19 protein-coding genes and 1 pseudogene are annotated in these 23562 nt (G+C 48.5%); 7 read left to right on the top strand and 13 right to left on the bottom strand.

Annotated features, from left to right (window positions below):
* Window positions 1–147 precede the first annotated feature (147 nt).
* Both BZG75_RS12205 and BZG75_RS12200 read left to right on the top strand, forming a co-directional pair.
* Window positions 148–687, top strand: coding sequence for a hypothetical protein (locus BZG75_RS12205; RefSeq protein ID WP_077460732.1), 540 nt, complete (start codon window positions 148–150; stop codon window positions 685–687).
* Between the two features lie 207 nt (window positions 688–894).
* The gene (locus tag BZG75_RS12200) at window positions 895–1092 is read left to right on the top strand and encodes a hypothetical protein (RefSeq protein ID WP_128080777.1); all 198 of its coding nucleotides are present in this window, start codon (window positions 895–897) and stop codon (window positions 1090–1092) included.
* A gap of 587 nt (window positions 1093–1679) precedes the next feature.
* Here the strand turns inward: BZG75_RS12200 and BZG75_RS12195 are convergent.
* Window positions 1680–2999 (bottom strand): DEAD/DEAH box helicase, encoded by a 1320-nt coding sequence (locus BZG75_RS12195; RefSeq protein ID WP_028569685.1) that lies wholly within the window; start codon window positions 2997–2999, stop codon window positions 1680–1682.
* A 257-nt stretch (window positions 3000–3256) separates the two neighbouring features.
* On the opposite strand from BZG75_RS12195, the gene BZG75_RS12190 reads away from it, so the two are divergent.
* On the top strand, window positions 3257–3739 hold the full coding sequence (locus BZG75_RS12190) for a PaaI family thioesterase (protein WP_021023545.1): 483 nt from the start codon (window positions 3257–3259) through the stop codon (window positions 3737–3739).
* A gap of 321 nt (window positions 3740–4060) precedes the next feature.
* Here BZG75_RS12190 and BZG75_RS12185 read toward each other — a convergent pair whose 3' ends face one another.
* The 5 genes from BZG75_RS12185 to BZG75_RS12165 form a co-directional block, all read right to left on the bottom strand.
* The gene (locus BZG75_RS12185) at window positions 4061–7126 is read right to left on the bottom strand and encodes an efflux RND transporter permease subunit (RefSeq protein ID WP_077460731.1); all 3066 of its coding nucleotides are present in this window, start codon (window positions 7124–7126) and stop codon (window positions 4061–4063) included.
* Window positions 7123–8232, bottom strand: a complete 1110-nt coding sequence (locus BZG75_RS12180) for an efflux RND transporter periplasmic adaptor subunit (RefSeq protein WP_077460730.1) — start codon at window positions 8230–8232, stop codon at window positions 7123–7125. Before BZG75_RS12180 ends, BZG75_RS12185 begins: the two co-directional genes overlap by 4 nt.
* Complete coding sequence (locus tag BZG75_RS12175) at window positions 8229–9266, bottom strand: efflux RND transporter periplasmic adaptor subunit (protein ID WP_077460729.1); 1038 nt, start codon at window positions 9264–9266, stop codon at window positions 8229–8231. The genes BZG75_RS12180 and BZG75_RS12175 overlap by 4 nt, the downstream gene beginning before the upstream one ends.
* Window positions 9267–9391: 125 nt before the next feature.
* Window positions 9392–12703: an ATP-binding protein gene (locus tag BZG75_RS12170; RefSeq protein WP_241824059.1), complete on the bottom strand. Its 3312-nt coding sequence runs from the start codon at window positions 12701–12703 to the stop codon at window positions 9392–9394.
* The gene (locus BZG75_RS12165; protein ID WP_077460728.1) at window positions 12704–13912 is read right to left on the bottom strand and encodes an EAL and HDOD domain-containing protein; all 1209 of its coding nucleotides are present in this window, start codon (window positions 13910–13912) and stop codon (window positions 12704–12706) included.
* Between the two features lie 180 nt (window positions 13913–14092).
* Between BZG75_RS12165 and BZG75_RS12160 the strand changes: the two genes are divergently transcribed.
* Window positions 14093–14281 (top strand): restriction endonuclease subunit S, encoded by a 189-nt coding sequence (locus tag BZG75_RS12160; RefSeq protein WP_077460727.1) that lies wholly within the window; start codon window positions 14093–14095, stop codon window positions 14279–14281.
* A gap of 185 nt (window positions 14282–14466) precedes the next feature.
* Here the strand turns inward: BZG75_RS12160 and BZG75_RS12155 are convergent, their stop codons facing one another.
* Together BZG75_RS12155 and phhA are read right to left on the bottom strand one after the other, a co-directional pair.
* On the bottom strand, window positions 14467–14808 hold the full coding sequence (locus tag BZG75_RS12155) for a 4a-hydroxytetrahydrobiopterin dehydratase (protein WP_077460726.1): 342 nt from the start codon (window positions 14806–14808) through the stop codon (window positions 14467–14469).
* Complete coding sequence (gene phhA, locus BZG75_RS12150) at window positions 14801–15673, bottom strand: phenylalanine 4-monooxygenase (RefSeq protein ID WP_077577160.1); 873 nt, start codon at window positions 15671–15673, stop codon at window positions 14801–14803. Before phhA ends, BZG75_RS12155 begins: the two co-directional genes overlap by 8 nt.
* A 221-nt stretch (window positions 15674–15894) precedes the next feature.
* Between phhA and BZG75_RS12145 the strand changes: the two genes are divergently transcribed.
* Window positions 15895–16200, top strand: a complete 306-nt coding sequence (locus tag BZG75_RS12145) for a DUF6482 family protein (RefSeq protein ID WP_069586487.1) — start codon at window positions 15895–15897, stop codon at window positions 16198–16200.
* A 17-nt stretch (window positions 16201–16217) separates the two neighbouring features.
* On the opposite strand, the gene BZG75_RS12140 is transcribed toward BZG75_RS12145, so the two are convergent.
* The 4 genes from BZG75_RS12140 to BZG75_RS12125 form a co-directional block, all read right to left on the bottom strand.
* Complete coding sequence (locus BZG75_RS12140) at window positions 16218–16952, bottom strand: SDR family NAD(P)-dependent oxidoreductase (protein ID WP_077460724.1); 735 nt, start codon at window positions 16950–16952, stop codon at window positions 16218–16220.
* 87 nt (window positions 16953–17039) lie between these two features.
* Window positions 17040–19007: a Fe(3+)-hydroxamate ABC transporter permease FhuB gene (gene fhuB, locus BZG75_RS12135; RefSeq protein ID WP_077460723.1), complete on the bottom strand. Its 1968-nt coding sequence runs from the start codon at window positions 19005–19007 to the stop codon at window positions 17040–17042.
* Window positions 19004–19873, bottom strand: coding sequence for an iron-siderophore ABC transporter substrate-binding protein (locus tag BZG75_RS12130; protein ID WP_077460722.1), 870 nt, complete (start codon window positions 19871–19873; stop codon window positions 19004–19006). The genes fhuB and BZG75_RS12130 overlap by 4 nt, the downstream gene beginning before the upstream one ends.
* On the bottom strand, window positions 19870–20649 hold the full coding sequence (locus tag BZG75_RS12125; RefSeq protein WP_077577159.1) for an ABC transporter ATP-binding protein: 780 nt from the start codon (window positions 20647–20649) through the stop codon (window positions 19870–19872). Before BZG75_RS12125 ends, BZG75_RS12130 begins: the two co-directional genes overlap by 4 nt.
* Before the next feature lie 242 nt (window positions 20650–20891).
* Here BZG75_RS12125 and BZG75_RS12120 point away from each other — a divergent pair.
* Window positions 20892–22376: pseudogene (locus tag BZG75_RS12120) on the top strand (FAD-binding domain-containing protein); the annotation flags it as partial.
* 97 nt (window positions 22377–22473) lie between these two features.
* Window positions 22474–22635 (top strand): DUF2256 domain-containing protein, encoded by a 162-nt coding sequence (locus tag BZG75_RS12115; protein WP_077577157.1) that lies wholly within the window; start codon window positions 22474–22476, stop codon window positions 22633–22635.
* On the opposite strand, the gene BZG75_RS12110 is transcribed toward BZG75_RS12115, so the two are convergent.
* Window positions 22571–23503, bottom strand: coding sequence for a LysR family transcriptional regulator (locus tag BZG75_RS12110; RefSeq protein WP_077577156.1), 933 nt, complete (start codon window positions 23501–23503; stop codon window positions 22571–22573). The two genes, BZG75_RS12115 and BZG75_RS12110, sit on opposite strands and share 65 nt — an antisense overlap.
* Between the last annotated feature and the right edge of the window lie 59 nt (window positions 23504–23562).

Genomic DNA, 23562 nt, shown 5'->3' with positions numbered 1-23562 from the left:
GTTTTAAAAAAATTGACAGGGAGAAATAGGCAGTATTTCCGTTGCGGTACACGACAAGAGAATTCCCACTGCAAACACGACCTCGTTATTGCACTTGTCATACAGAAGCTATTACACTGATCATTAAATATAAAAGGAGTAAATGACGTGATCACACGCCTAACCACTAGCGCACTCTTGGGGATATGCCTTTGGGCTCCAACCGCCCAGGCGACCAACTTTGACTATAACCATATTCAAGTCAATGCATTAGGCAATCCTAGTGGGCTGGGTGGTTTAGCACGTTTTGCGTTTACCGAAGGGGCGCATTTTGTCGTCAAAGGGAATACGCAATTTGAAGGGGACTGGTATACCTCTGGCGGGGTTGGTTTTCATGCTCCTATTAACGAATTTGTTGATTTATACGGCGAACTTGAAGGTGCGTGGTTTAGACGCCCAGAGGATGACAGGCATGATGCCGGCGATTTGGCGACGGTCATCGGTGGTGGTATGCGAGCCTGGATCGCACCGCCCTTTGAGGCGAATCTTTATGTCGGTTCGATTATTTTTGACCAAGACGATAGCACCAGCCTTGTCGAAATTGGTGGTCGTTTTCACTCAACAGAAGCGTTATCTCTCGGCGCAACCTGGCGTGCTAATGGTTTAGAGCAAAACCGCTTGATTTTCTCAGTCAGATACCTGTATTAATAGCCTGTGATTCGTTGCTCTTCTTCTACAGCGTGATCATACCAGTGTGATCTTCTCTCGCTGGTGAAAATTTTAATCTAAGCTAAATTAAACGTAGAGGCGTACCACTCTGGTAAAAAGTGGGCGTCTTTAGTGCGTGGTGTAACACTCACGTCTGACGCTCGTCGTCATTGTACGTGAGAACTGTCGGAGGGTATAACGATGGTGATGACTCAGCGTATTGGTGAATTTGAGAGAAAAATACAAGAGGCCTATCAAGAGGGTAACATTGAAACGGCTCACCGCTTAGAGGAGCAGGTCGCGTTATTGCGGCGGCGTAAGCTAAAACCTGCTGCTGATTTTAAAGCAGCCAGTCAGGTAGAAGACTTTCACGATGTTTCTGACGGGGATTACTACGATAGTTAACACATCACCATAGAAGCGTCCAGAAATCACATTCTCATAAAAATGTATTGTATGTAAAAAGCCTTCTCCAAAGGAGAAGGCTTTTTTATTTGCTGCCTAAAAACATGTGTTTAAAAAGGACGACTACAGCAAATTATTGTGCGGCACGCTCACGACGAACGATCCATGCCGCGGCAGTAATAAAGGCAACGACCAGTGCAGTTTCCACAGCAACACTCCAGTTTCATTGATGATTAAAAGACAAAAACCCAAGTTGCCAGCCACTCAAATCGTCTGAAGAATGAGCGACTATCAACAGATGCGCATAGTCTACGACTCCATGAGCTAAAAATCAGCTATAGAATCGATCTAACGCAAAGAAAAGCGCTTTTTTTGGCAAGATCGACACTTCGACAGATAAAGTTTCATCAACTCACAAAGTTAAACGTGACAATGCGCAGTTTTAGCTAGGTGTTTATTGTAAAAATCGCTGAGCTAACTGATTGAGAAAAGCAGAAATGGTAATAAAAGATTATTAGGCTCGTCGACTCCGCTGCACCAGAGGGATACAGCGGATAGTCACGACAAAAGATAGACGTATTGTGGCGTTAGGATTCAGGTTTTGTTTTCTTTTTTGCTAACGGCACATCGCCGACAGGCACATTGTTGTAAAAGCTCTTATCTCGTTTTTTCGGGGCTTTAGGCTGCTTTTTAACCGGTGTTTTCTGGCGTTTTGCCGGTCCAGGCGATTTTTTATTAGGGACTTTTTTCTCTTTAAAGCCTTTAAATTTACCCTCTAGGCCTTCTATTGCCGTAAATTCAAGCTTTTGTTGCAAGAAGCCTTCAATATTTTTAAAGCTTCGCCAGTCTTTCGGCCCAACCAGTGAGTAAGACAGGCCTTGGTGCCCTGCCCGACCAGTCCGTCCCACGCGATGCACATATTCCTCAGCGTGTTTTGGCATATCAAAATTAATGACCAAAGACACATTCAACAAATCTAAGCCGCGTGACGCAACATCGGTAGTGACCAACACCTCATGAAAGCCGCGCTCAAACTCATTCATAATACGACTACGTGATGCTTGGTTTAGCTCACCACTCAACGCAATCGCTTTATACCCTGCCTGTGTAAATCGCTCAGCCAATCGTTCCGTGTCTGCGCGAGTGGCAGTAAAGATCATGACTTGCTTGTGCACGTTGGCTTTCATCAAGTGCTCAAGCAAAGCCTGCTTATGATCCAAGTGATCACACAGTACAAAATGCTGCTCAATATCGCTGTGCAGTCTTTCCGCTTCACCAACCGCGACTCGCTTAGGAGACTTTAGCATACCGGCAGCAATTTCAGTCACTTGCTGATGATCTAACGTTGCAGAGAACATCAGTGTCTGGCGCAACCTATGCTCAGCATGCGCATTCACGCTATCCAATTGTTCTTTAAAGCCAAGATCGAGCATGCGATCCGCTTCGTCTAAGATCAGCATCTCTAAACCAGATAAAGACACGTTGCGCTGTTTCAAATGATCGGCGAGTCGGCCAGGTGTGGCCACCACAAAAGTTGGCGACTGACGAAAAACCTTTGCTTGCTCATTGAAATTTTCGCCCCCCAGTACGAGGGCCGCTTTATGAGTCGTGCCACTGGTTAGCATCCGCAACTGGCCATAAACTTGTTTGGCCAATTCGCGAGTCGGTGCCAATATTAACACGCGTGGATCACGACGACTGAGAGGTTTAGAACGCAAAACACGCTGCATCGCAGGCAGCAAAAACGCCAGTGTTTTTCCCGAGCCCGTTTTCGATGACGCCAGCAAATCTTTCCCTGCCATCACAACAGGAATTGCCTGACGTTGAATATCAGTTGGCTGTTCAAATCCACGGTGGGCAATGAGCGACAGTAAGCGTCTATCGAGTCCCAAATCGTCAAATTGCAAGGTATCACTCCAAAGGTAAATCAAAAGCAAAAGGCGCACACGCGCCATTTAAGGCGGCGAATGCTATCATACTTTACGCAAAAACACCGCACCAAAAATTTCGACACTCCAATATCCAGACGCTGTGATTACATGTATGTCTGTCTACGTTATCTGCGAAAAAAAGGCATCAGCCCGCAAGTTTGTTAACAAAATGTTGACGCACAAATAAACATCAATGTAGCGTTACAGGTAAGACCAGATAACAAGGAGTGTCTATGTTCTCGTCTCCACTCGCCCGTGCGAATCAGCATCTATCACTATTCGGTTTCCTAAAAGTCCCAATGATTGGCTGGTGCCGACCCAAGATCCTTTCGATCGACGATAAACATGTCACGATGAAAATTCCGCTAGGTCGACGCACCAAAAACCATTTGAACAGTATGTATTTTGGTGCTTTAGCCGTAGGGGCTGATGTAGCGGGCGGCTTTCTAGCGATGGCGATGGCAGAGCAGCGCGGTGTGAAGATTAGCCTTGCGTTTAAATCGGTACAAGCCGATTTCCACAAACGTCCCGAAGGGGATGTCATTTTCACCTGCCAAGATGGCGAAAAAATCAGTGCCATGATTGGCAATGCCATAGAGACAGGTGAACGCATCAACCAGCCGGTGACTATTGTCGCAACGTGTCCAAGCTTACATGGTGATGAACCAATGGCAACCTTTGAGCTTACGTTATCAGTGAAACACATCACTGATTAGCGCGTCGGCTTAACCGTAACAGCCTCGGCAACGCAGAAAAAAACCAGATTATCGGTCAGCAGATAATCTGGCTTTTTATCAGTAATCGTTAGCGATAACGACAATACAAAAAGCTCAGCGCACTCATTCTGACATCCGTGATACGGGTGCAAGAATCACTGAAAAATCATTGACTTTATACAAGCACAATAAAGCTGCGGATTTCATCGGTAATACACCGAGTTATCAACCGTTTCTGTGGATGACTTTAAAGTTATACACAGCTGGCGTTTTTCTTACTTTGAAAAACACAGCACCGCGCTAAGCGATGCCGGTTGATCGTTATTCAGGGTGATAACGAATTTGATAGAAAATGCGATACAACACCGGCACCACAATCAAGGTCAGCACGGTAGCAAACCCAAGACCAAACATGATGGTCACTGCCATAGGCCGGAAAAATACATCAGGTAGTAGGGGTAGCATCCCCAAAATGGTTGTAATTGCCGTCATACAAACGGGTCTCACACGACTAACCGCAGCATCAACCACGGCCTGGTATCGCTGTTTTCCACTCTCAACCTCTATATTTATCTGGTCGATTAGCACAATTCCGTTTTTAATCAACATCCCACTTAAACTTAAAAATCCCAGTAAAGCCATAAAGCCAAACGGTGTATCAAGTAACAATAAGCCAGTGGTCACCCCGATGACGGCCAGCGGTACCGTTAGCCAAATAATGACCGACTCTTTCACTGAGTTAAATAGCAAAATAGTGACCAAGAACATGAACAAATAGCCAAGCGGCATAATACTAAACAGCCCTTCTTTCGCCTCCTTGGAAGACTCATGCTCACCGCCCCATTCAATGCTGTAACCATCCGGCATCGGTATCGATTCAATATCGGCACGTACACGGCTCAATACGGTCGCGGCGGTCGTTTCTCGCAATGGATCAGGGTCGGCCAAAACAGTTAGCATACGTTTACGATTCTTCCGCATAATGATCGGATCTTCCCAACGCATGTCATAATCCAGGATGACCTGCTGCAAGGGAATATAATCTTGCAATGCTGGACTCCAGATTTTCATTCCTTCAAGCGTATTGATATTGACGCGCTCTTCATCCGGCAGTCGCGCAACAATGGGCATTAAATTGGTACCATCACGATAAACACCAATCCGCTTGCCACTAAATGTCATCGCCAGTAGCTCGTCGACATCCTTTTTGGTGATCCCATAACGACGTGCTTGGCTTTCATTAAATTCAGGTTCCAGCACCTTGGTACGGTTGCGCCAATCGTGGCGAATATTGACGGCATCGGGATCATCATGCAGCCGCGCTTCCACTTTTTTCGCTATCGCACGAAGTTCAGTGGGGTCGGAGCCAATAATACGTGCCTCGATTTTAGATCCCGTCGATGGTCCCAAAGAAATCGGTTTCAGTTTTAACTGTGCATTGGGGTGTTGGCGACGTACATACTCGCGCACCAATCCCATCGTTGATTTCACATGCTCATATTGGTCTACTCTTACTATCAGCTCACCGTAGGCGGCATAGCTTTTCTCAGGTGAGTAGGTCAGCATAAAACGTTGCGATCCCTGCCCAGCACTGGTAGACACATAGTTCACCCCTTTTTGCTCGCTGAGCCAGCTTGACACTTCGTCAAGCGTGTCTTGTGTGGCGCGAATATCAGTTCCTTCCGGTAACCACACATCAACCATGAACATAGGCGTGGTTGAGTCAGGGAAAAAGGACTGCTTAAGATGACCAAAACCATACACGCTCGCACCTAGCGCTAAGACCATCACCAGCAAAGTGAGGTAAGCATGGTGCATGCACGCAGTTAAAAAGCGCTTATACACCACAAAAAGAATACCATTATAGGGATCGCTTCCCTCGTCGCCCTCTTCTAAAGGCGTTTCTTTAAAAAAGAGGCTCGCAAAGAAAGGGGTCAATGTGATCGCGGTAAACCAGCTCAATAGCAAAGAAATTAGCAATACGGTAAATAGCGTTCCACAGTATTCCCCTGTCGCGTCTTCGGACAAACCAATCGGGGCAAACGCGGTGACCGCAATAACCGTCGCCCCCAACAACGGCCATTTCGTTTGTGTAACAATGTCATGCGCCGCTTGTAATCGTGTTCGCCCGCGTTTTAGTCCGACAAGGATCCCCTCCACCACCACAATGGCATTATCGACTAACATCCCAAGGGCTATCACTAAGGCACCAAGAGAGACGCGTTGCAGGTTGATCTCGAAATAGTACATGAACACAAAAGTGCCAAGCACAGTGAGCAAGAGCACTAGCCCAATCAATAGGCCCGAGCGCAAACCCATAAAGAACAACAGCACCACAATTACGATCGCCACCGCTTGTCCCAAGCTCGAGACAAAACCGGTGACTGAGTTATCTACTTCGTCAGGTTGGTTATAAACATGATGAACGTGAATACCTACCGGCTGATCGCTATTCAGCTCGGCTAATCGTTTATCTACTTTTTCACCCACTTCAACCACGTTGACGCCATCAGCAAACGAGATCCCAACCTGGAGTGCCTGCTTACCATTGTAAGCAATAATTTGACGCGGGACTTCTTGGTATCCACGTTTAATATCCGCCACATCACGTAGGTAAATTAATCCCTCGGAACCTGCTTCTGTTAAAATCAAACTGCCCAATTCTTCAACAGAAGAAAACTCGCCAGTTGGGTGAATACGGATATATTCATCACCGACCCGCAACGCCCCTGCGTTACTGACCAGATTTTGGGTCGCTAACAGGTTAAACAGAGTATCTGGCGAGATCCCCAGGCTACTCAATCGTTGAATTGAGACCTCGACAAAGACTTGTTCTTGCTGAGCCCCACTAACTTGTACCTTGCCCACGCCATCAACAAGCTCCAGCTCACGACGCAAAAAATCAACATAATCTTTTAGCTCGCTGTAACTGTAACCCTCTCCAGTTACTCCAAGTAAGATGCCGAATACATCGCCAAAATCGTCTTTGACTGAAGGTGGATTAACGCCAGGCGGTAACTCGCCTCGGGCATCATGGACCTTTCGTCGCAATTCATCCCAAATTTGCGGCAAATCATCTGAACGATATTTGGGTTTCATTTTCACTGTAATTTGCGAGAGGCCTCGGCTAGAAATCGATCTCACCTCGTCAACATAAGTCAGCTGTTGTACCGCTTTCTCCAGTGGATAGGTGACTTCTTCCTCCACTTGTTGCGGTGTCGCCCCCGGGTAACTGGTGACGATCATCGCATCTTTGATCGTAAAAGCAGGATCTTCGAGGCGCCCTAATCCTAGGAATGCAAGGGTGCCGCCGATAAGAAAAATCAGGGTGATCATCCAACTGATCACCTTGTTTTGAATAAAATAACCCGCCACACCTTGCTTCATGATGCTTGTTCCTCTTTTGACGCCAATTCTACTTTTTGTCCTTCAGACAGATGGTTGGCACCGCCGACGACGATACGCTCACCCATAGAAACTCCCGTTACGACTTCAATCTGTTGCCCATGAATGCGGCCCATTTCGACTTGTCGTTTGCTTACCGTTTGGGAGGCCTCATCGTAGACCCAAACATAACTATGATCGCGATCGAGTGGATCGCCATCTTGATTGAAAATCGCTTCGATAGGGACTGAAAGGCCTGTACGCGTCATTTTTAATCCATCACGAGCAATACTGACTTGTACCGGCATACCATCCAATATGAATTGGTCATCAGGCATTGGCATTGTCAACGTCACCACGAATGCCCCACTGTTGGGATCTGGCTCTGCGGTGAATTCATCGACGGTGGCTTTGTATGACTGCCCTTGCTCAGTAACGACCTTAGGTTGCAAGCGTGTTTGCACAGATGCTGCATCCCCACCTGCATTGTGACTAAAAAGAACATCTGGGACCTGAACGCGAATATCAGCGCGTGACGCATCATGAATATTCATAATCCCTTGTCCCGGAGCAATAGTCTCGAAAGGTTCTGCGTTCACTTTCGATATCACTCCATCAGCGGGGGCTTTCAATGCGACATAAGATAAACGGAGATTAGCCAAGGCTAATTCTGCTTGTGCAATTTGTCGCTGCGCTTTTAGTTCATCAAACTGAGACTGGGCTAGCATTCCTTTTTCAACAAGCGGTGCCGAACGCTGATACTGTGAGTTAGCAACGTCGAATTTTGCGTTCGCATTTTCAACCGCTAAGCGATAGTCCGTCGGTTCGAGACGGGCGAGGACCTGTCCTTTTGACACACGATCCCCGGCTTGCACATTAATGGCTTGAATTTCGCCCGGCACCCTAAACGCTAACTTGGCTTTATCGGCGGCAGCGGCAACCGCGGGGAAAGCAATCCGCTCATCCAACTGTTGTTGTGCGACTGTATGAGTTGAAACAACAGGCAAAGGTGCTGAATGAGACGCCGGATCAGGTTGACAGCCACTGATAACGCTTAGCCCGAGTACCACGCTAAGCCAAAGCAGCACCTTGATTAATTTTATTCTCATAATCCTCGCTCCTTCACCCAAGCTCTCACTCGATCACCGGCTTCAAGTGCGCCCGCACCCGTCACGACAATGACATCGCCATTGTCAAGCCCAGAGGTAATCTTGCCGTTTTTGAGCACGACAGGAACCAAGGTGATCTCTCCGTCTTCATTCACCCGCCAAACCGCACTTCCTGAGTCTGATTGCACCACTGCCGTATCAGGGATTTGGGGCTGTGATTGCGCCGGTATGGTGACATGGACTTTCGCAGCCATCCCTGGTAATACATTGACCGCATCGGGTCGACTCAGACTGACCGTGACATGATAAGACGCGGTTTTTGGATCCGCTTCAGTATCGATCTCTTTAAACTGAGCCGAAAATTGGCGATGCTCATACGTGTCAAAAGAAACACTCGGCGTTAAGGTATCAAGATGCTGGGCGAAATAGTGAAAGTAGCGCTCCGGTAACTGGAAACTCACGTTAATAACATCTTTAGATTGAATATGCAGCACCGGAGATTGTGCTTGAGTAAACTCGTTGCGCTCTTTCATTCTTAATGACACTGTGCCTGCATACGGCGCTTTGAGCTCGGTGTAATTTAGGTTGGTTTGCGCCTGTTCAAGGCCCGCCGCAGCTTCGCTAAGTGCCGAACGCGCCTCATCAAACCGCTGCTCCGAAATAACTTTATCATTGTGTAAGCGATCAGCACGGTTAAATTGAACCTGAGCAAGCTGGTATTGTGCACGCGCTTTGTCTAACTGCAGTGAATACTGTTGATTATCAAGCGCCGCAAGCATCTGCCCTTTCTTGACATCCATTCCTGCTTTTATCGGCATAGATTCAATAACGCCTGAGACTCGAAATGATAGTAACGCTTTGTTATCTGCTTCAACCTGAGCGGGGAACTCCCGGGTTAATCCTTCTTCATTCGTTACCACAGTCAATAACTTAGCAGGACGCGTTGGCGTCTCTGAGGGAGAAGATATCGCTGGCTCACCACACCCAAAAAGGATGAGAGCAGCGCAACTGGCTAATACAAAACGCTTTATCATCAGCTTATCCTTAACAATAAAACCTAGAGTCCGACAGCAACTGTCAGACCCTAGGTCTTTGATGGGTCTTTATTTTTCATTCTAACCGGCACTGAGTGTTATGCTAACCAGCGCCAGAGCATGTATCAAGATGTTTCCGATAAACTGGCTGTTTGTTCGACAATTAATGCTGTGTGTTTCTCAATAGGAAGAATGTAGGGCTGCAACGATTCCAGATCTTCATGCGGTGACTTTTCCAACTCTAGACACGTTTTCGACAGTTCGTTCGCTCCGATCATGGCTGCTGCACCTTTCATTTTGTGTGCGAGTTTTTTAACTTTACCCACATCTTGCTGTTCAAATGCTTGCTTCAGCGCGGTTAAATCTTGGGTTTGATTATTAACATATTTATTAAGTAGCATGGTCACTAGCTCCATACTATCACCTACTTGATCTTTGACATGCTGAACGTCAATGGGGTATGAGTCACTCATGGCAGGTTCTCCATCATCTTGGGGCTGAGCTTCAACGCCGCTATCATCGCCATAACGGACCGAGTCTGGGTTAGCGTAAAGTAGTAACAGTTCAATTAATTGATCTTTACTAAACGGTTTAGCTAAATGCCCATTCATTCCCGCGTCCACACATCGCTCAGCATCCCCAGACAACGCATTGGCTGTTACCGCTAAAATTGGCGTGTGTTTATCGAATTCACGGATCTGCCGAGTCGCTTCAAAGCCATCCATTTCCGGCATTTGGCAATCCATCAAAATGATATCGAAAGGGGTCTTTTTGTGCAGTTCAAGCGCTTCTTTTCCGTTCACGGCTAGCGCTCGTTGGCAGCCAAGTTGTGCCAAAATAATATCAATAAGTTCTTGGTTAACAAGATGATCCTCTGCCACCAAGACATTGAGATCAAAATTAATACTGTCGTATTGCCCTACATCCGGACTTGGATCAACTAATGTATGTTCATCTTCGTTCAATACTCTATAAAGCTCAGCATGGTAAATGGGACAAGTCAGCGTGGCCATTCCTGTATCATGATGCCCATCATGACTGATTGCGATACACTTATGCACGCTGCCAACAAATGCCTGGCAGCCTTGCATTTTGTCTTGATCGACCATTAGGACCGTCTGTTCCGGTTCGTCCAGTTCAAGGTTTCGTCCATCAGAGCATGGCGTCAGCGCGAGATTAAAACCTTGTAAATAAGCAGTCAGCGTCTTAGTCAATATTCTATCGCCAGAGACTAAAAATATATGATAACCCTCAAGAGCGTTGCTCAAGTCGTAACTTGATAAGAGCGTACAATCAGGATTAGGGACACTAATCGGCACTTCCGCGACAAAAGTAGTCCCTTGGTTTTCTTGACTGCGTATATAAATATCCCCATCCATTAAACGCAAAAGCTTGCGACAGACGGGCAAGCCCAGGCCGGTTCCTTGATAAGAGCGAGAATATGAATTATCAACTTGCGTAAAATTCTCGAAAATAGCATCATGACGATCTTCCGGAATACCAATCCCGGTATCCTCGACTTCCATGACAAGCTTAGTGATGCCACTATCATCATGCGTTTGAAATAGATTAACACAGATATGACCGCGCTTAGTGAACTTCACTGCATTACCAACAAGGTTAATAATCACTTGTTTATAACGCATCGCATCTAATTCAATGTCACATGACATGTTGGGGTCGATATAGCAATGGAGACGTAATTGTTTTTCAGCCGCTTTCGCCGTAAATATACTTAGAGATTCATGTACGATCTCAGCTAAATCTACCGACTGCTTGCTAAGCGTCATTTTACCTGCTTCTATTTTGGTGAGATCGAGCACATCATTAATAATATTTAATAATGCCGTCGACGAATTCTGTAGGGTGTCAACAAAATAGCGTTGCTGTTGCGTAAGCGACGTTTCCATCAATAGATTAGACATCCCCACAATCCCATTCATGGGTGTGCGAATCTCGTGACTCATCATTGCTAAGAAGTTAGTTTTTGATTCATTTGCGCGCTCAGCTTGTTCCTTCGCTCGCGCCATTTCTCGTGAAATCATATCGTTCAGTGCTTTCTGTTGCACAAAGTGCACCATCGAACTCAAACTTGATAAAATCGGCTCTATCCAGCTTTGTAACTCTTCATTGTATGTCGTAGACTCATCAAAAAGGCAAACCACACCAACCATTTGATTTGACATGTAGAGCGGCGTGCCAAACACATTAACAATCATTTTCTGGTTATTACCGGCAACACCTGCCATCTGCAGACTACGCTTGCTCTGTTTCGTCTCAATAATATCTTCGATTAAACCACGAACAAATTCCTCACCAATAAAGTTATTTTTAACCAGGCGCGTTTGTGCCAAAATACGGTAAGGGAGGTTGTAATCTATATTATTATCGTCATGATGGCCGACTTCGACAATAATACCATGATTGCTCTCACCAATACGCAGTAGAATGTCTAACACATCTTTAAAGCTCTTTTTAAAGTCCTCACGTATCAAAAATTTATCTTGTAAACTCTTCATCGCCGAGAAAAGCTCAGCACCTTTGGACACTTTTTGCTTGTCCAGATGTTGCTCAGTGATATCACGTATAATGGCGACATTAAGTGCGCGAGGATCTTCGTCTTTAATGGGGGTCGATTTCACTTGTACAACGCGAACGCCCCCGTCAGTCTCTATTTCATAGGAGCGTTCAACACGTCCATTCAAGCCGTAAAGGGCTTGAGAAAAATATCCACGAGAATTAGGCGTAACACGAGAAATTATCGTGGATAAACTGATTGCTTCGTCGGGAACCGACTCAAGTTCGAAAAGCTTTTTTGCCGACTCATTGATTGTAATAATGCGGTGTTTTTCGCCCAGCACTAACAAAGCATCCGTATAACTATGAATAACGGTATCCAAATATGCGCGACTTCTCTCTGCACGATTTATTTGCTTGGCATATTTCCAAATAAAAAAAACCACTAATAGATTCAAAAGTACGATTTGTGTCGCTGTACGGAGCACTTCTGTATTTAACTCTCTATTAATATAACGACTATCTTGATAAATGATTAGTTTACCCACCTGGACAGACGGGCTGGTTTCATTGTAAACCATTGGAACGATGACTTTATTTAACTCGTCACTGGAGCGCATACCTTTGGAGTCAGTCACATAACGAAACTGATCATTAGAGTCGGTTAACTCTAAACGGTGTACATAGCGTGATCCCATTTCACTATCTAGATCATTTTGTACATTATTAAAGTCATAGTTCCACATTAACGTTGGTAACCGCTGCTTTAAACGTTGGGTAATCGAATTAATGTCTTGGTTCATGTCTGACTCAAGGCGCTCTTTCGCAACGTGATAATTATAGTATCCGAAAACGCCCAGTAATAAGGTCGCCAATACCATTAAAACGACGGCTAGCCGCATCCCTACTTGATTCATCATTTACACCTGCATCGTTGCAGCTAAGGTCTGAGTTTGAAAACGTGCTTTATCGAAAGCTTTGAGTACAGCACGTTCTTTTAACGTCATTTTCTCACATACTGAGCCGACCCACTCCCAATTGGCATGCTCAATGTGCTTACATAACATTAACAATTCACCATAACGTCCTGATTGAGACAAGAGTGCATTTTTCGCTTCTTGGTCGAGATCAAGTTTCCCAACTAAATCTTCCATTGGCGCTGCCAACATAGCATCAAGCAGTGAAAAGGCACCAACTAAAAAGGCCTCATCAGGATCCATACCTTTTATCATTGGCGCCGCCTGTTGCATAAAAATCGCACGGAGTATCGCGGATGTCTGCAAATGAGAGCATTCCTGATGATTCATATTCGACATAATGAGTAAGGATATTAACCGACGCAACGACTCAAGCCCTAGATAGACAACCGCTTGCTTCGGGTTTGTGATCGGCTTTTTTTTCGATTTAGCTAGGATGTTCGCACTGGTTACAACTTTATAGAGTAACGAGACATCACGAGAAATTACGTCGGTAATTTCATCAATATCATGAGGACTACGATTAATCACGATGCAAGCATCTAATAAGCTGATCACAGATGGCGCCACATCATTATGACTTTTTACTTGCGGTTGTTCAAAAAAATAGCCCTGAAACAGGCTAAACCCAAGTTGCTTGGCCAGCATAAACTCGTCTTTTTTTTCAACTTTCTTCGCAAGAAACTGAATATCTGGATAATCAGACATCACACCAACCCAACTCATCGGGTCTTCGCTTGCCATACTGACAGAAATGACATCAAACAGATGCAAATGCCGCTGCCAGCGGTTAGTAAACATACCGCTGTCACCCTGTATCGTAAACCCTGCTTTTCGGTAGGCCTCTAGCTGTTTAGTCAGTACAGGCGTTGCTTTGCACGTCTCCGTAATATAGAGAACCAAGCGCGCGACAGGAATAGAAAAGGGTATCTCATCTAATAAGGCCGTTTCTGAGAAACTCACGACATAGCGCAAATCATCATCAAGCTCCTTCCCCGAGAGAAAGTTGGCACTTAGAATCCGTGATGTTGCAGTATCTTCATCAATCGAGGGAAATTTGTTTTGTAACCCTTCACGAAATAATAAATCGCTACCCCACTGATTTTGCTTGTCGTCAAAGATCGGCTGGCACGAAAAAAAAATCTCACTCACAATGTACTCCCCCCCAAAACAATCCCTTAGTACAAACTTAGACCAAAGGAAGGACTTTTGATCGTTTTTTTGATTAAAGTGAGTATGTTAAGTCCATTTCCCTACCAAGATAGTGCCTTTTACTTGGGAGAAATCATGAATTTTGCTACGCTTCCCGCAAAGACACTAAGAGGATAAATCATGGATATCTTAAACCAACTCGCTGATGATGCCCCCGAGCACGAGCCGGATTCGTTACCGTCACTCGACGAACAAAAAGCGATTGTGGCAAAACTCAAAGCGCTTGAGGAAAAAGGCGAGCTCACCGACGACGTATTGGCGCAGTATTTTGCCGCCAAACAAAAAGACACAAGCGACGAAGAAGAGTAAACTCAACACGATAAAGTGACCTTGTCACTTTTTAAATCTATCCTATTTTGCGCTATGAGTGTGATAGCCGAGACGTGCCAATGAGAGATGTGAGCCTCGCAGGATTGATACTTGCGTGACAGGGATAGATAGCAAGTGAGCGAAAAAGATACGCCCCGAGTTCAATTTCGGGGCGTTTTTTTGGTTTACTCAGGCGCAATGCCGTCGGTTTTCGCCGCACAAATAAAATCATTTTTGTGCAGGCCTTTAATCTTATGCGACCACCAAGTCACGGACACTTTACCCCACTCCAGCAAGATAGCCGGATGGTGGCCTTCTTGCTCAGCCAGTTCAGCTACTTGGTTGGCAAACGCCCACGCCAACTTAAAGTTGCGGAAAGTAAACTCGCGTTCGAGCTGATCAATCCCATCTCGCGTCACTTTGCTCCATTGTGGGATATCTTTAAGCAGCGTCGGCATTTCCTCAGCACTGACCAATGGGGCATCAATATTACAGGCTTCACATTTCAACTCAGTTAGTTCAGACATGTTGCGTTTCCTTTTGCTGTTCTGTCTTTTTCGGTTTGGGCGGGAACAAAGGCGCATGAAGGCCCAGTTCCATGGCTTGATGCACATCAGCAATCAAATCACGTTGGCTGATGGCAAATAAGTCGTCAATCGACTCAATGGTAAAGTAAATGGGTTGCATGATGTCAATCCGATATGGCGTGCGCATGACATCTATCACTTCTAAAGGCTTACGCACCGCTTTGTCGCTATTAAAGGCGTACTCGGTCTCCGCCGGCGAAGACAAGATCCCGCCGCCATAAATACTGCGATTGCCTTGCGCGTCACTGAGTAAACCAAACTCGACCGTAAACCAATACAAGCGTGCAAGATAGACGCGCTCTTTGGGCGTGGCCTGCTTACCGAGCTGACCATACATATGGGTAAATTCAGCGAATGCTGGGTGGGTGAGCATCGCACAGTGACCGAAGATCTCATGAAAATAATCCGGCTCTTGCAAGTAATCAAAGTCTTCTTTGGTGCGCAAAAAGGTCGCCGCGGGGAATTTTTTATCCGCCAATAAGGCGAAGAAATGGTCGAAATCAATCAATGCAGGCACGGGGGCCACTTGCCAGCCCGTCTCTCGCATTAACACTGCATTGACATCTGGGATCTGTGGCACCGTGTCATGCGGCAAGTCGAGCAGTCGTAAACCGTCGAGATATTCTTGACACGCTTTGTCCTTGATGCACGCAAGCTGCCGTGTGACTAACTGGCGCCATACATCGTTTTCTTGTGCCGACCAGGCTACACGACCCAGTTCATTAAGTGGTTTGGATTCGTATTTACTCTGTTTCACGTTCACCGCCTTGTGTCGTTGTCTGGCGTAAAAATCGCGCGTAAACAGCGGCCCTTAGCCTTACGCAATGTTTCCGTTACTCACAGATTACGTCGACTTTGCAGAGAAAATCATCTCCTCACCTCGGTTTTAATTTTACTTTTGCGTAACATTTATTTTACATTGTGCGTTCAAAAGGCTGTCGCTACGGGTAATGCCTCACCCTCGAGGGATCCGCGTGCTTGCATGGCTCGTAGTGGTTGAGAAAGGCCTAACTGCAGGGACGAGTGATGAATTTACAACTGAGCGAACTGATAAATTACGACAACATTGACAAGATTCAGATCCGCGGCATTGATGGCATGTTATATCAAGCAATAGCCTTTTTGCGTCACGGCGATACGGTGGAGCAGAAGCTAATTTATCAAGGCGATAAACCTTATTTATCTCGCAGCTTGCTGGCGGTAAAAGATGATTTTGAATGGGTTAATGCCGCGCAATATGTATTGGTCACTGACACGGCATATGATGAAATGATAGGGCTTGGCACGGAAAAGCCTTTGTCGACTTTGGAGCAGCCATTGCATTGGAAATAACGCAACAATGCCCCAACCTATGGGGCAATTTCTTCCCCGTCCCACGCAAACAGACGCCCAGTATGACGACTGTCTAGGCCATCCAATACCGACAATAAGTAGCCAGCCGATTGAGCCGGGCTGAATAATTTACCGGGCTTAACATTGGCTTGGAATGGCGCGGATAAATGACTGTCGACGGTCCCCGGATGCAGACCAACCACGGTCAATGATTTGTCCTGGCGGCCAAGTTCAATGCTCATGCATTTGATCAGCATGTTCACCGCCGCTTTACTTGCACGATAGGCGTACCAACCGCCCGCACGGTTGTCACTAATACTGCCCACGCGCGCCGACAAGATAGCGAGCTTCGCCTCAGCGTTACGTTTCAGTTTGGCCGCTAGATGTTTGCTCAACAGCAGCGGCGCAACGGCATTCACATCAAACAGCTGGTGCATGGCCTCACTGCTGCACGCCGCGAGGCGTTTTTCTGGGCTGACCGCATCATCATGAAGCATCCCCGAGGCAATGATCACCGCGTCTAGACTGTTGTCGTCGATGTGCTCGGCCGCCGCTTGTATCGATGCGTCATCGCGAATGTTCACTGTCACCGGGGTGACCTTTTCACTTATTTCGGCAAGTAGCGCGGGGTGACGCCCCAAGGCAAAGACTTGCTGAATGGATGGCTTGTCGAGCAATGCGCGGCAAAAAGCTTCACCAATCGCGCCACCTGCGCCGACAACCGCCACACGCTGCATGGAATCACTGTTCATTCTCTTGGCTCCTCAAACAAAAAGAGATGCAAACTGTATCTCTTTAGTTAGGGATGAGGCGATCTTGTCGATCACCGTACGTTAAAACTATAGCTTACGTAACACAACCATGAGGTAAAGCCCGCCTATCAAGGAAGCAATGATCCCAGCTGGCATTTCTTGCGGATACAGCCATTGTCGTCCTAGCCAATCGGCAAACAGCATCAATCCCATGCCAATCAATCCGGCGGTGATCATGTGCGCGCGGGCATTTTTCGCACCCCAACTGCGCGCAATATGCGGAGCCATCAAGCCGACAAAACTAAGCGGCCCTACCACCAAGGTGGCACTGACGGTCATGACCGCGACGAGGGCCAGCAACAGCATGCGGGCACGCCCTACCTTTACCCCTAGCGATTGAGCAGTTTCGCCACCGAGCGGCAAAATATCGAGCCACCGCTGACACATCAATCCCAGTGCCACCAGCACCGCCGCAACCAAGGCCAATGTAGTCACTGTGCTGTCGGTCACATAATAGGTTGAGCCTGAAATCCAAGCGAGGACTTGATACGCGCGAGGATCGCCGCCCGCCATCAAGAAGCTCTGTACCGCTTGCATCAGTGCGGCAATGGCTACGCCAGTGAGCAACACCTTTTCTGGCTGGAAGCCGGTTTTGTGATTGAGTAGTACAATCAACGCCAAGGTTGCGCCGGCACCGATTAATCCCCCGACATACAAACTCAGCATAGACGCGCCCATGCCCGCAAAAATAGTGACAATCAGCCCCAGCGCCGTGCCGGCACTGATCCCCATCACCTCAGGGCTCGCCATCGGGTTGGCACTTAAACGCTGAAGCACGGCACCCGCAACAGCAAGCACACCGCCCGCCAATGCCGCCGCCAGCAAGCGTGGCAAGCGCCATTCCAACAAAGACCAATCGCCGCTGAGCGCCAGCCACTGCCAGCCCTCACTTTGACGCGATACGGTGGCAAAAATCACCACACCTAACACCAGTAACATCAACGTTCGGCCTAACGGCCAATCCTGACGTGGTGCGGGCGATCCCGATTGCATCTGTTGGCGTTGACGATTCCCCAGTGACACCCGTGGCAACAACCACAAAAGAAGAGGCGCCCCTAACGCTGCCGTCGCCGCCCCAGTGGGCACCATCATGGCCCGGCGGCCAGGTAACAGTTGGACAGCCAAATCGGTGGCTGCCAACATCAATGCGCCTAAAATCATCGCCAGGCTCAATCGGGTGATGAGCTTACGTGCGCCACATAAGCGCGCAATCGCGGGCGCGGCGAGACCGACAAAGCCAATCACGCCAATCAAGCTAACCACCCACGCGGTCAGAAGCACCGATAGCCCCAGAGCAATTACGCGGATTTTCGCCAGTGATACGCCCAAGCTTTTCGCTCCTTCATCCGAAAGACTCAAGACGTTGAGCGGCTTTAATAAGGCAAGGATCAACACGACCGCCAATCCAACACGTGGCAGTAAGGCTTGTACACTGTGCCAGTCGGTTTGCACCATCGAGCCCGCGCCCCACACCATCATGCCGTGTAGCGCTTCTTGATTCATCAACAGCAGTACAGTGCTGAGCGCACCGCAGTATAGATTTAGAATCAAACCCGCGATCACCACCACGGTGGGCGATAGGCCGCGTCGCCATGCCAGCGCAAACACCACCAGCATAGTCAGCACCCCGCCAGACATCGCCACCATCGCGCTCGACCAAGTCAGTAGCCAAGGGGCATAAAGCGTTGCTAGCATCAGCGCCAAGCTGGCGCCATTCGCCACCCCCAGCGTCGACGGCGAAGCTAGTGGGTTACGTAACACCTGTTGCATCAAGGTACCGGCCAGTCCCAAACATGCGCCAGCCAGTAATGCGGTGACCAAGCGCGGCCACCAGGTTAAATGCATCACCACCCCAATCGACGCGCTGTCATCCAGCGACCACAGCGACTGCCAGAGCATAGATGCATTCACATCCCACTGCCCCAACTGAGTGGAGGCGAGGCTTAACAGTGCCGCCAGTAACGCCAAAGGTACCCATAATAGTTTCAGTTTCATGACTGCCCCCCTTGTTCAGGGTCGGTCAATGCCACGGTCACAAGGCGCGCAAAGCGTAACGCCGACGGAATCGCACCAAAGCTCCACACCGGATCAATCATCAATGGCGTACGCCCCGTGCGTTTAACCAAATATTGCCAAAACATATTGGTCTGAAGAGTTTGCTCGACGCCCGCGGGAAGTGGGCGCACAATCACCAGCTGCGCATCAAGGTCTAGCAGCTCGCGGGTGGAGACCATGCTAAATCCCCAACTGTTGGTGGTGTTTTGCCACGCATTGCTGAGCCCCAATTCACTGATAGCGGCGTGATACAAACTGTTCGTCCCAAACACCCGTACATGGTTGGGGTCTAGGAACTGGATCATCAGCAGCGGGGGTTGTTCACCGGGGATGGTATCGCGCAGGCTCGCCAGTTGCTGTTTCGCATTGGCAATCAGAGTTTCACCGGCCTCCAGACGGTTAGCTTCGCGCGCAATTTTCCGCGTCACGGTTTTTAACGACGTCCAGCTTAGGCCACTTTCATAGAGAGGAATTGAACTGACCCGCGCAATGGTGCTTAACTTGGGCTTCATCGCCTTAAAAATCGGCGAAATTAGAATTTTATCGGGGTGAAGCTCGGCCAAACGCTCCATGTTCGGCTGGGTGCGAAGCCCAATATCGACAGTGTCCTCTGGAATGGGCGGGGCTTTCACCCACGAATTGTAATCTGCCTTTTGCGCGACCGCGACTGGGGTAATGCCTAGCGCCAACAAGGTTTCAGTTTGGGTCCAATCCAGCGAGAGAATACGAGGCGACGCGCTGACGCTCGCTGACATCATGGCCGCGGTCAGCCAGACCATAAGCGTCAGAAAAGAGGACTTGATCATACTGGCGATAACTCCCCCGGCATAGCGACCGCATAGCCGGCGGCATGATCGGCAATCGGCATTTCAATACCATAAATCGATTTGAGGGCCGACTCTTGAAACACATCACTAACCGCACCTTGAGTCAGGACTTGCCCGCTGTGCAAGGCGACAATCTCATCACAAAAACGCGCCGCCATATTAATGTCGTGCACCACGATAATGATGGATTTATCCAGCTCTCGGCTGAGTTTACGCACTAAGGTCATCACTTCTACTTGGTGGGCCACATCCAGCGCAGACAGCGGCTCATCGAGTAACAAGTAACGCGTTTGCTGTGCCAGCAGCATCGCAATCCATAGCCGTTGGCGCTCACCGCCCGATAACGTATCAACCAAGCGCTCGGTATAATCTTGGGTGCCAGTCAGCGCCATTGCCTCGTTGATCGCTTGGTGATCGGCTTTGGTCAACCGCCCCAGCAAGCCATGCCAAGGATAGCGACCAAAACTGACCAACTCATACCCAGTTAAGTTATCTGTTGCCGGTAAATGCTGTGGCAAATACGCCACCTCGCGCGCAAACGCTTTTTCTGACCATTTCGACAAGGGCTTTTGGTCTAATGCGATCTGTCCGCTGCTGGTTGCCTGTTGCTGCGCTAACAGCTTTATCAACGTCGACTTGCCCGAACCATTGTGGCCGACCAACGCACAGATTTTTCCTGGCGTAAACGACAAGCTCACCTTATCAAGCAACACTTTTCCGTTGACGGCAAACGCAACGTCCTTTGCCTCTAACATATCCCGATCCTACTGCTTAAGTACAAGCGCGGGATGCGCCTGTCAGTTAATTCTACAGTTGGTAATTTTCCGATGCCTAAAAAGCAAATGCAAACCATTTTGATTTCGCTTTGTGCGCTTAGCGCTTGTTAATCAGAGAAATTAGACCTCAACCAAGTCACCATCAGGGATCCAAACACCATTCAGCCTCGTATCGCCAAAGGTGAATAGAAGATTGTGTTGTTACGACTGTCGAGAGCCCTATGTCCCCGCCCATCAGCCTTGTGTGGTTAAAACGCGATTTACGCCTGCGGGATCATGCCCCTTTACAAGCTGCCATTGTAGCGGGGCGTCCCTTAGTGATCCTGTACCTGTTTGAGCCACTGCTGCTTAACGATCCGCACCATAGCGAGCGCCATTGGCGGTTTGTCTGGCAATCGCTTTGCGATCTTAATCAGCAGCTGGCGCCGCTTGGCGGGCAGGTCACCATTTGCCAAGGTGAAGCACTTGCCGTTTTCGACGCCATCCACCAGCAACGGGCCATTGGCGCGGTCTACAGCCATCAAGAAATTGGCGTCGACGCGACATTTTCTCGTGATAAAGCGGTGGCGAAATGGCTGGAGAGCCATCTGATCCCGTGGCATGAATCCCCCACTGGGGCGGTGATCCGCGGCGCTAAAAATCGGGTTGATTGGGACGCTGAATGGCAAAAAGTGATGCGCGCTCCCCTTGCCGACCCGGATTGGCAACAAGCGCGCTGGCTAAACGCATCACTCACGCTACCTTCGCTCGGTCACCATAACTGGGATTCGCCCGCGCCACGCTTTCAACCCGGCGGGCCGAGTTGGGCGTATAAAACCTTGCAGTCTTTTTTCCGCGAGCGTGGGCAAACCTATCAGCGCCACATCTCTAAACCGCTCGCCAGCCGCAAAAGCTGTACGCGACTGTCGCCCTATCTTGCATGGGGTAACATCAGCTTGCGCGAGATGTATCAAATCACCCTCCTCCATTGGCAGAAAAAGGGCTGGCGGCGTGCGCTGGTCGCTATGGTGTCGCGTTTGCATTGGCACTGTCATTTTATGCAGAAATTTGAAAGCGAGCACCACATGGAGCATCGCCCCGTTAATCGCGGCTACTTACATTTTGAGTACGCGAACGGTCCGCAGAGCGATGCGCATCTGCTCGCATGGCAACAAGGTCATACCGGTTATCCGCTCGTCGATGCCTGTATGCGTTGCCTACACGCCACCGGCTATATCAACTTTCGTATGCGGGCGATGCTGGTCAGTTTTTTAACCCACCACCTACTGATTGACTGGCGGCGTGGTGTGCATCATTTGGCGCAGCTATTTCTCGATTTTGAGCCCGGCATTCACTACCCCCAGTTTCAAATGCAGGCTGGCGTGACAGGCGCCAATACCCTGCGCATTTATAACCCAGTGAAACAATCGCAGGAGCAAGATCCGGAAGGGGCATTTATTCGTGAATGGTTACCTGAGCTTTCTCCCTTGCCCGACAGTTTGATCCACACCCCGTGGCAAATGACCGATATGGAAGCGATGATGTACGGGGTGGTGCTTGGTGAAGACTACCCGAAACCTATTGTCGATATCGAACAAACTGGCAAACGTGCGCGTGATATTTTATGGTCGTTTCGTCAACAAGACGCGGTTCGTATCGAAAAAGCACGGATCCTCGCCACCCATGTGCGTCCAAGCAGCCCTGAGCAAACAAATAGCCCTGAGCCAACAAACAGCCCTGAACAACGAAAAAGCCCGGGGCACGCAGAAAAGCGCACTAAAAAATCACGTTTACCTGCCACTCAATCCACTGGAGGCAACCCAGATGGCGCATAAAAAGCCACACCTCCCCAGCAAGATATGTTTGATGTGCGAACGCCCGTTTACGTGGCGTAAAAAGTGGGCACGCTGTTGGGACGACGTTAGGTATTGCTCTGACCGTTGCCGCCGGGAAGGTCGTCGCCATGCGCGAGCGGCGACGCACTGAACGCATCTAAAAGCGAATTCAATTTCGGATGTACCCATTGACGTTTAATCGATACCGCATAGAACGGCTCATACACACTCGGCAGTAAAGCGTAGCGGGTAAGCATACCACTATCTAGCTCATCGCGGACCACCACTTCGGGCATCACCGCTAACGCATCATTGTCTCGGGTTAAAAGGCGCAGCATCGCCATATCATTGGCTTCTGCCATGATGTAAGGCTTGAGTTGATATTGCGCAGAGATGGCATCAAACCCCGAGCGAATTGGGTTATCGCCATAAGGCAACACCCACGCTTGGTGTTGATAGCTGGCGTCTAAGGTGGGCGACAAAGCTTTACCCGGCCAACCTATCACCGCCACTGGCTGGCGCGCTAGTTGCTGATACTGCCAAATCTGTTTATTGGTGCCACGCACCGCAATATTGGTCAGTGCTAAATCCAGCTGGTGATCAGACAGCGCATGGAGCAAGCCGGTTTGATCCATCGACTGCAACACATAACGGCACTCCCGTTGATTCACCAACGGCTGAATAAACTGCTCGATAAAGTTCCGCGACATGGTCGATAAGGTGCCAATGCGAATCGTGGCACTGGACAGCGCCCCGCCACTGGATAACAACTGCTCAAGCTCTTCCCCTTGGCGAAATATTTCTTCGGCATAGTTCATCGCTTGATAGCCACTTTCGGTCAACGTCAATGTACGACCTTGCCGCTCAAACAATTGCACCTGCATCGCCTGCTCAAGCTGCTTGATTTGTGACGACAGCGCCGACTGCGAAATATGCAGGTTACGGGCGGTCTGGGTCAGGTTGCCATGACGTGCCACCTGCCAGAAATAATACAAATGATGGTAGTTGAGTCGGCTCATCGTTCTCTAAAACAGAATGAAAAATAATTTATTATGTATTTTACTTAACTGTAGTAAGT

Origin of the sequence: Salinivibrio sp. AR640 (assembly GCF_001995405.1) — a bacterium.
GTDB classification, from domain to species: domain Bacteria; phylum Pseudomonadota; class Gammaproteobacteria; order Enterobacterales; family Vibrionaceae; genus Salinivibrio; species Salinivibrio costicola.
Note: the sequence above shows the minus strand (reverse complement) of the source record. Positions and strands in the feature narration are given on the sequence as shown.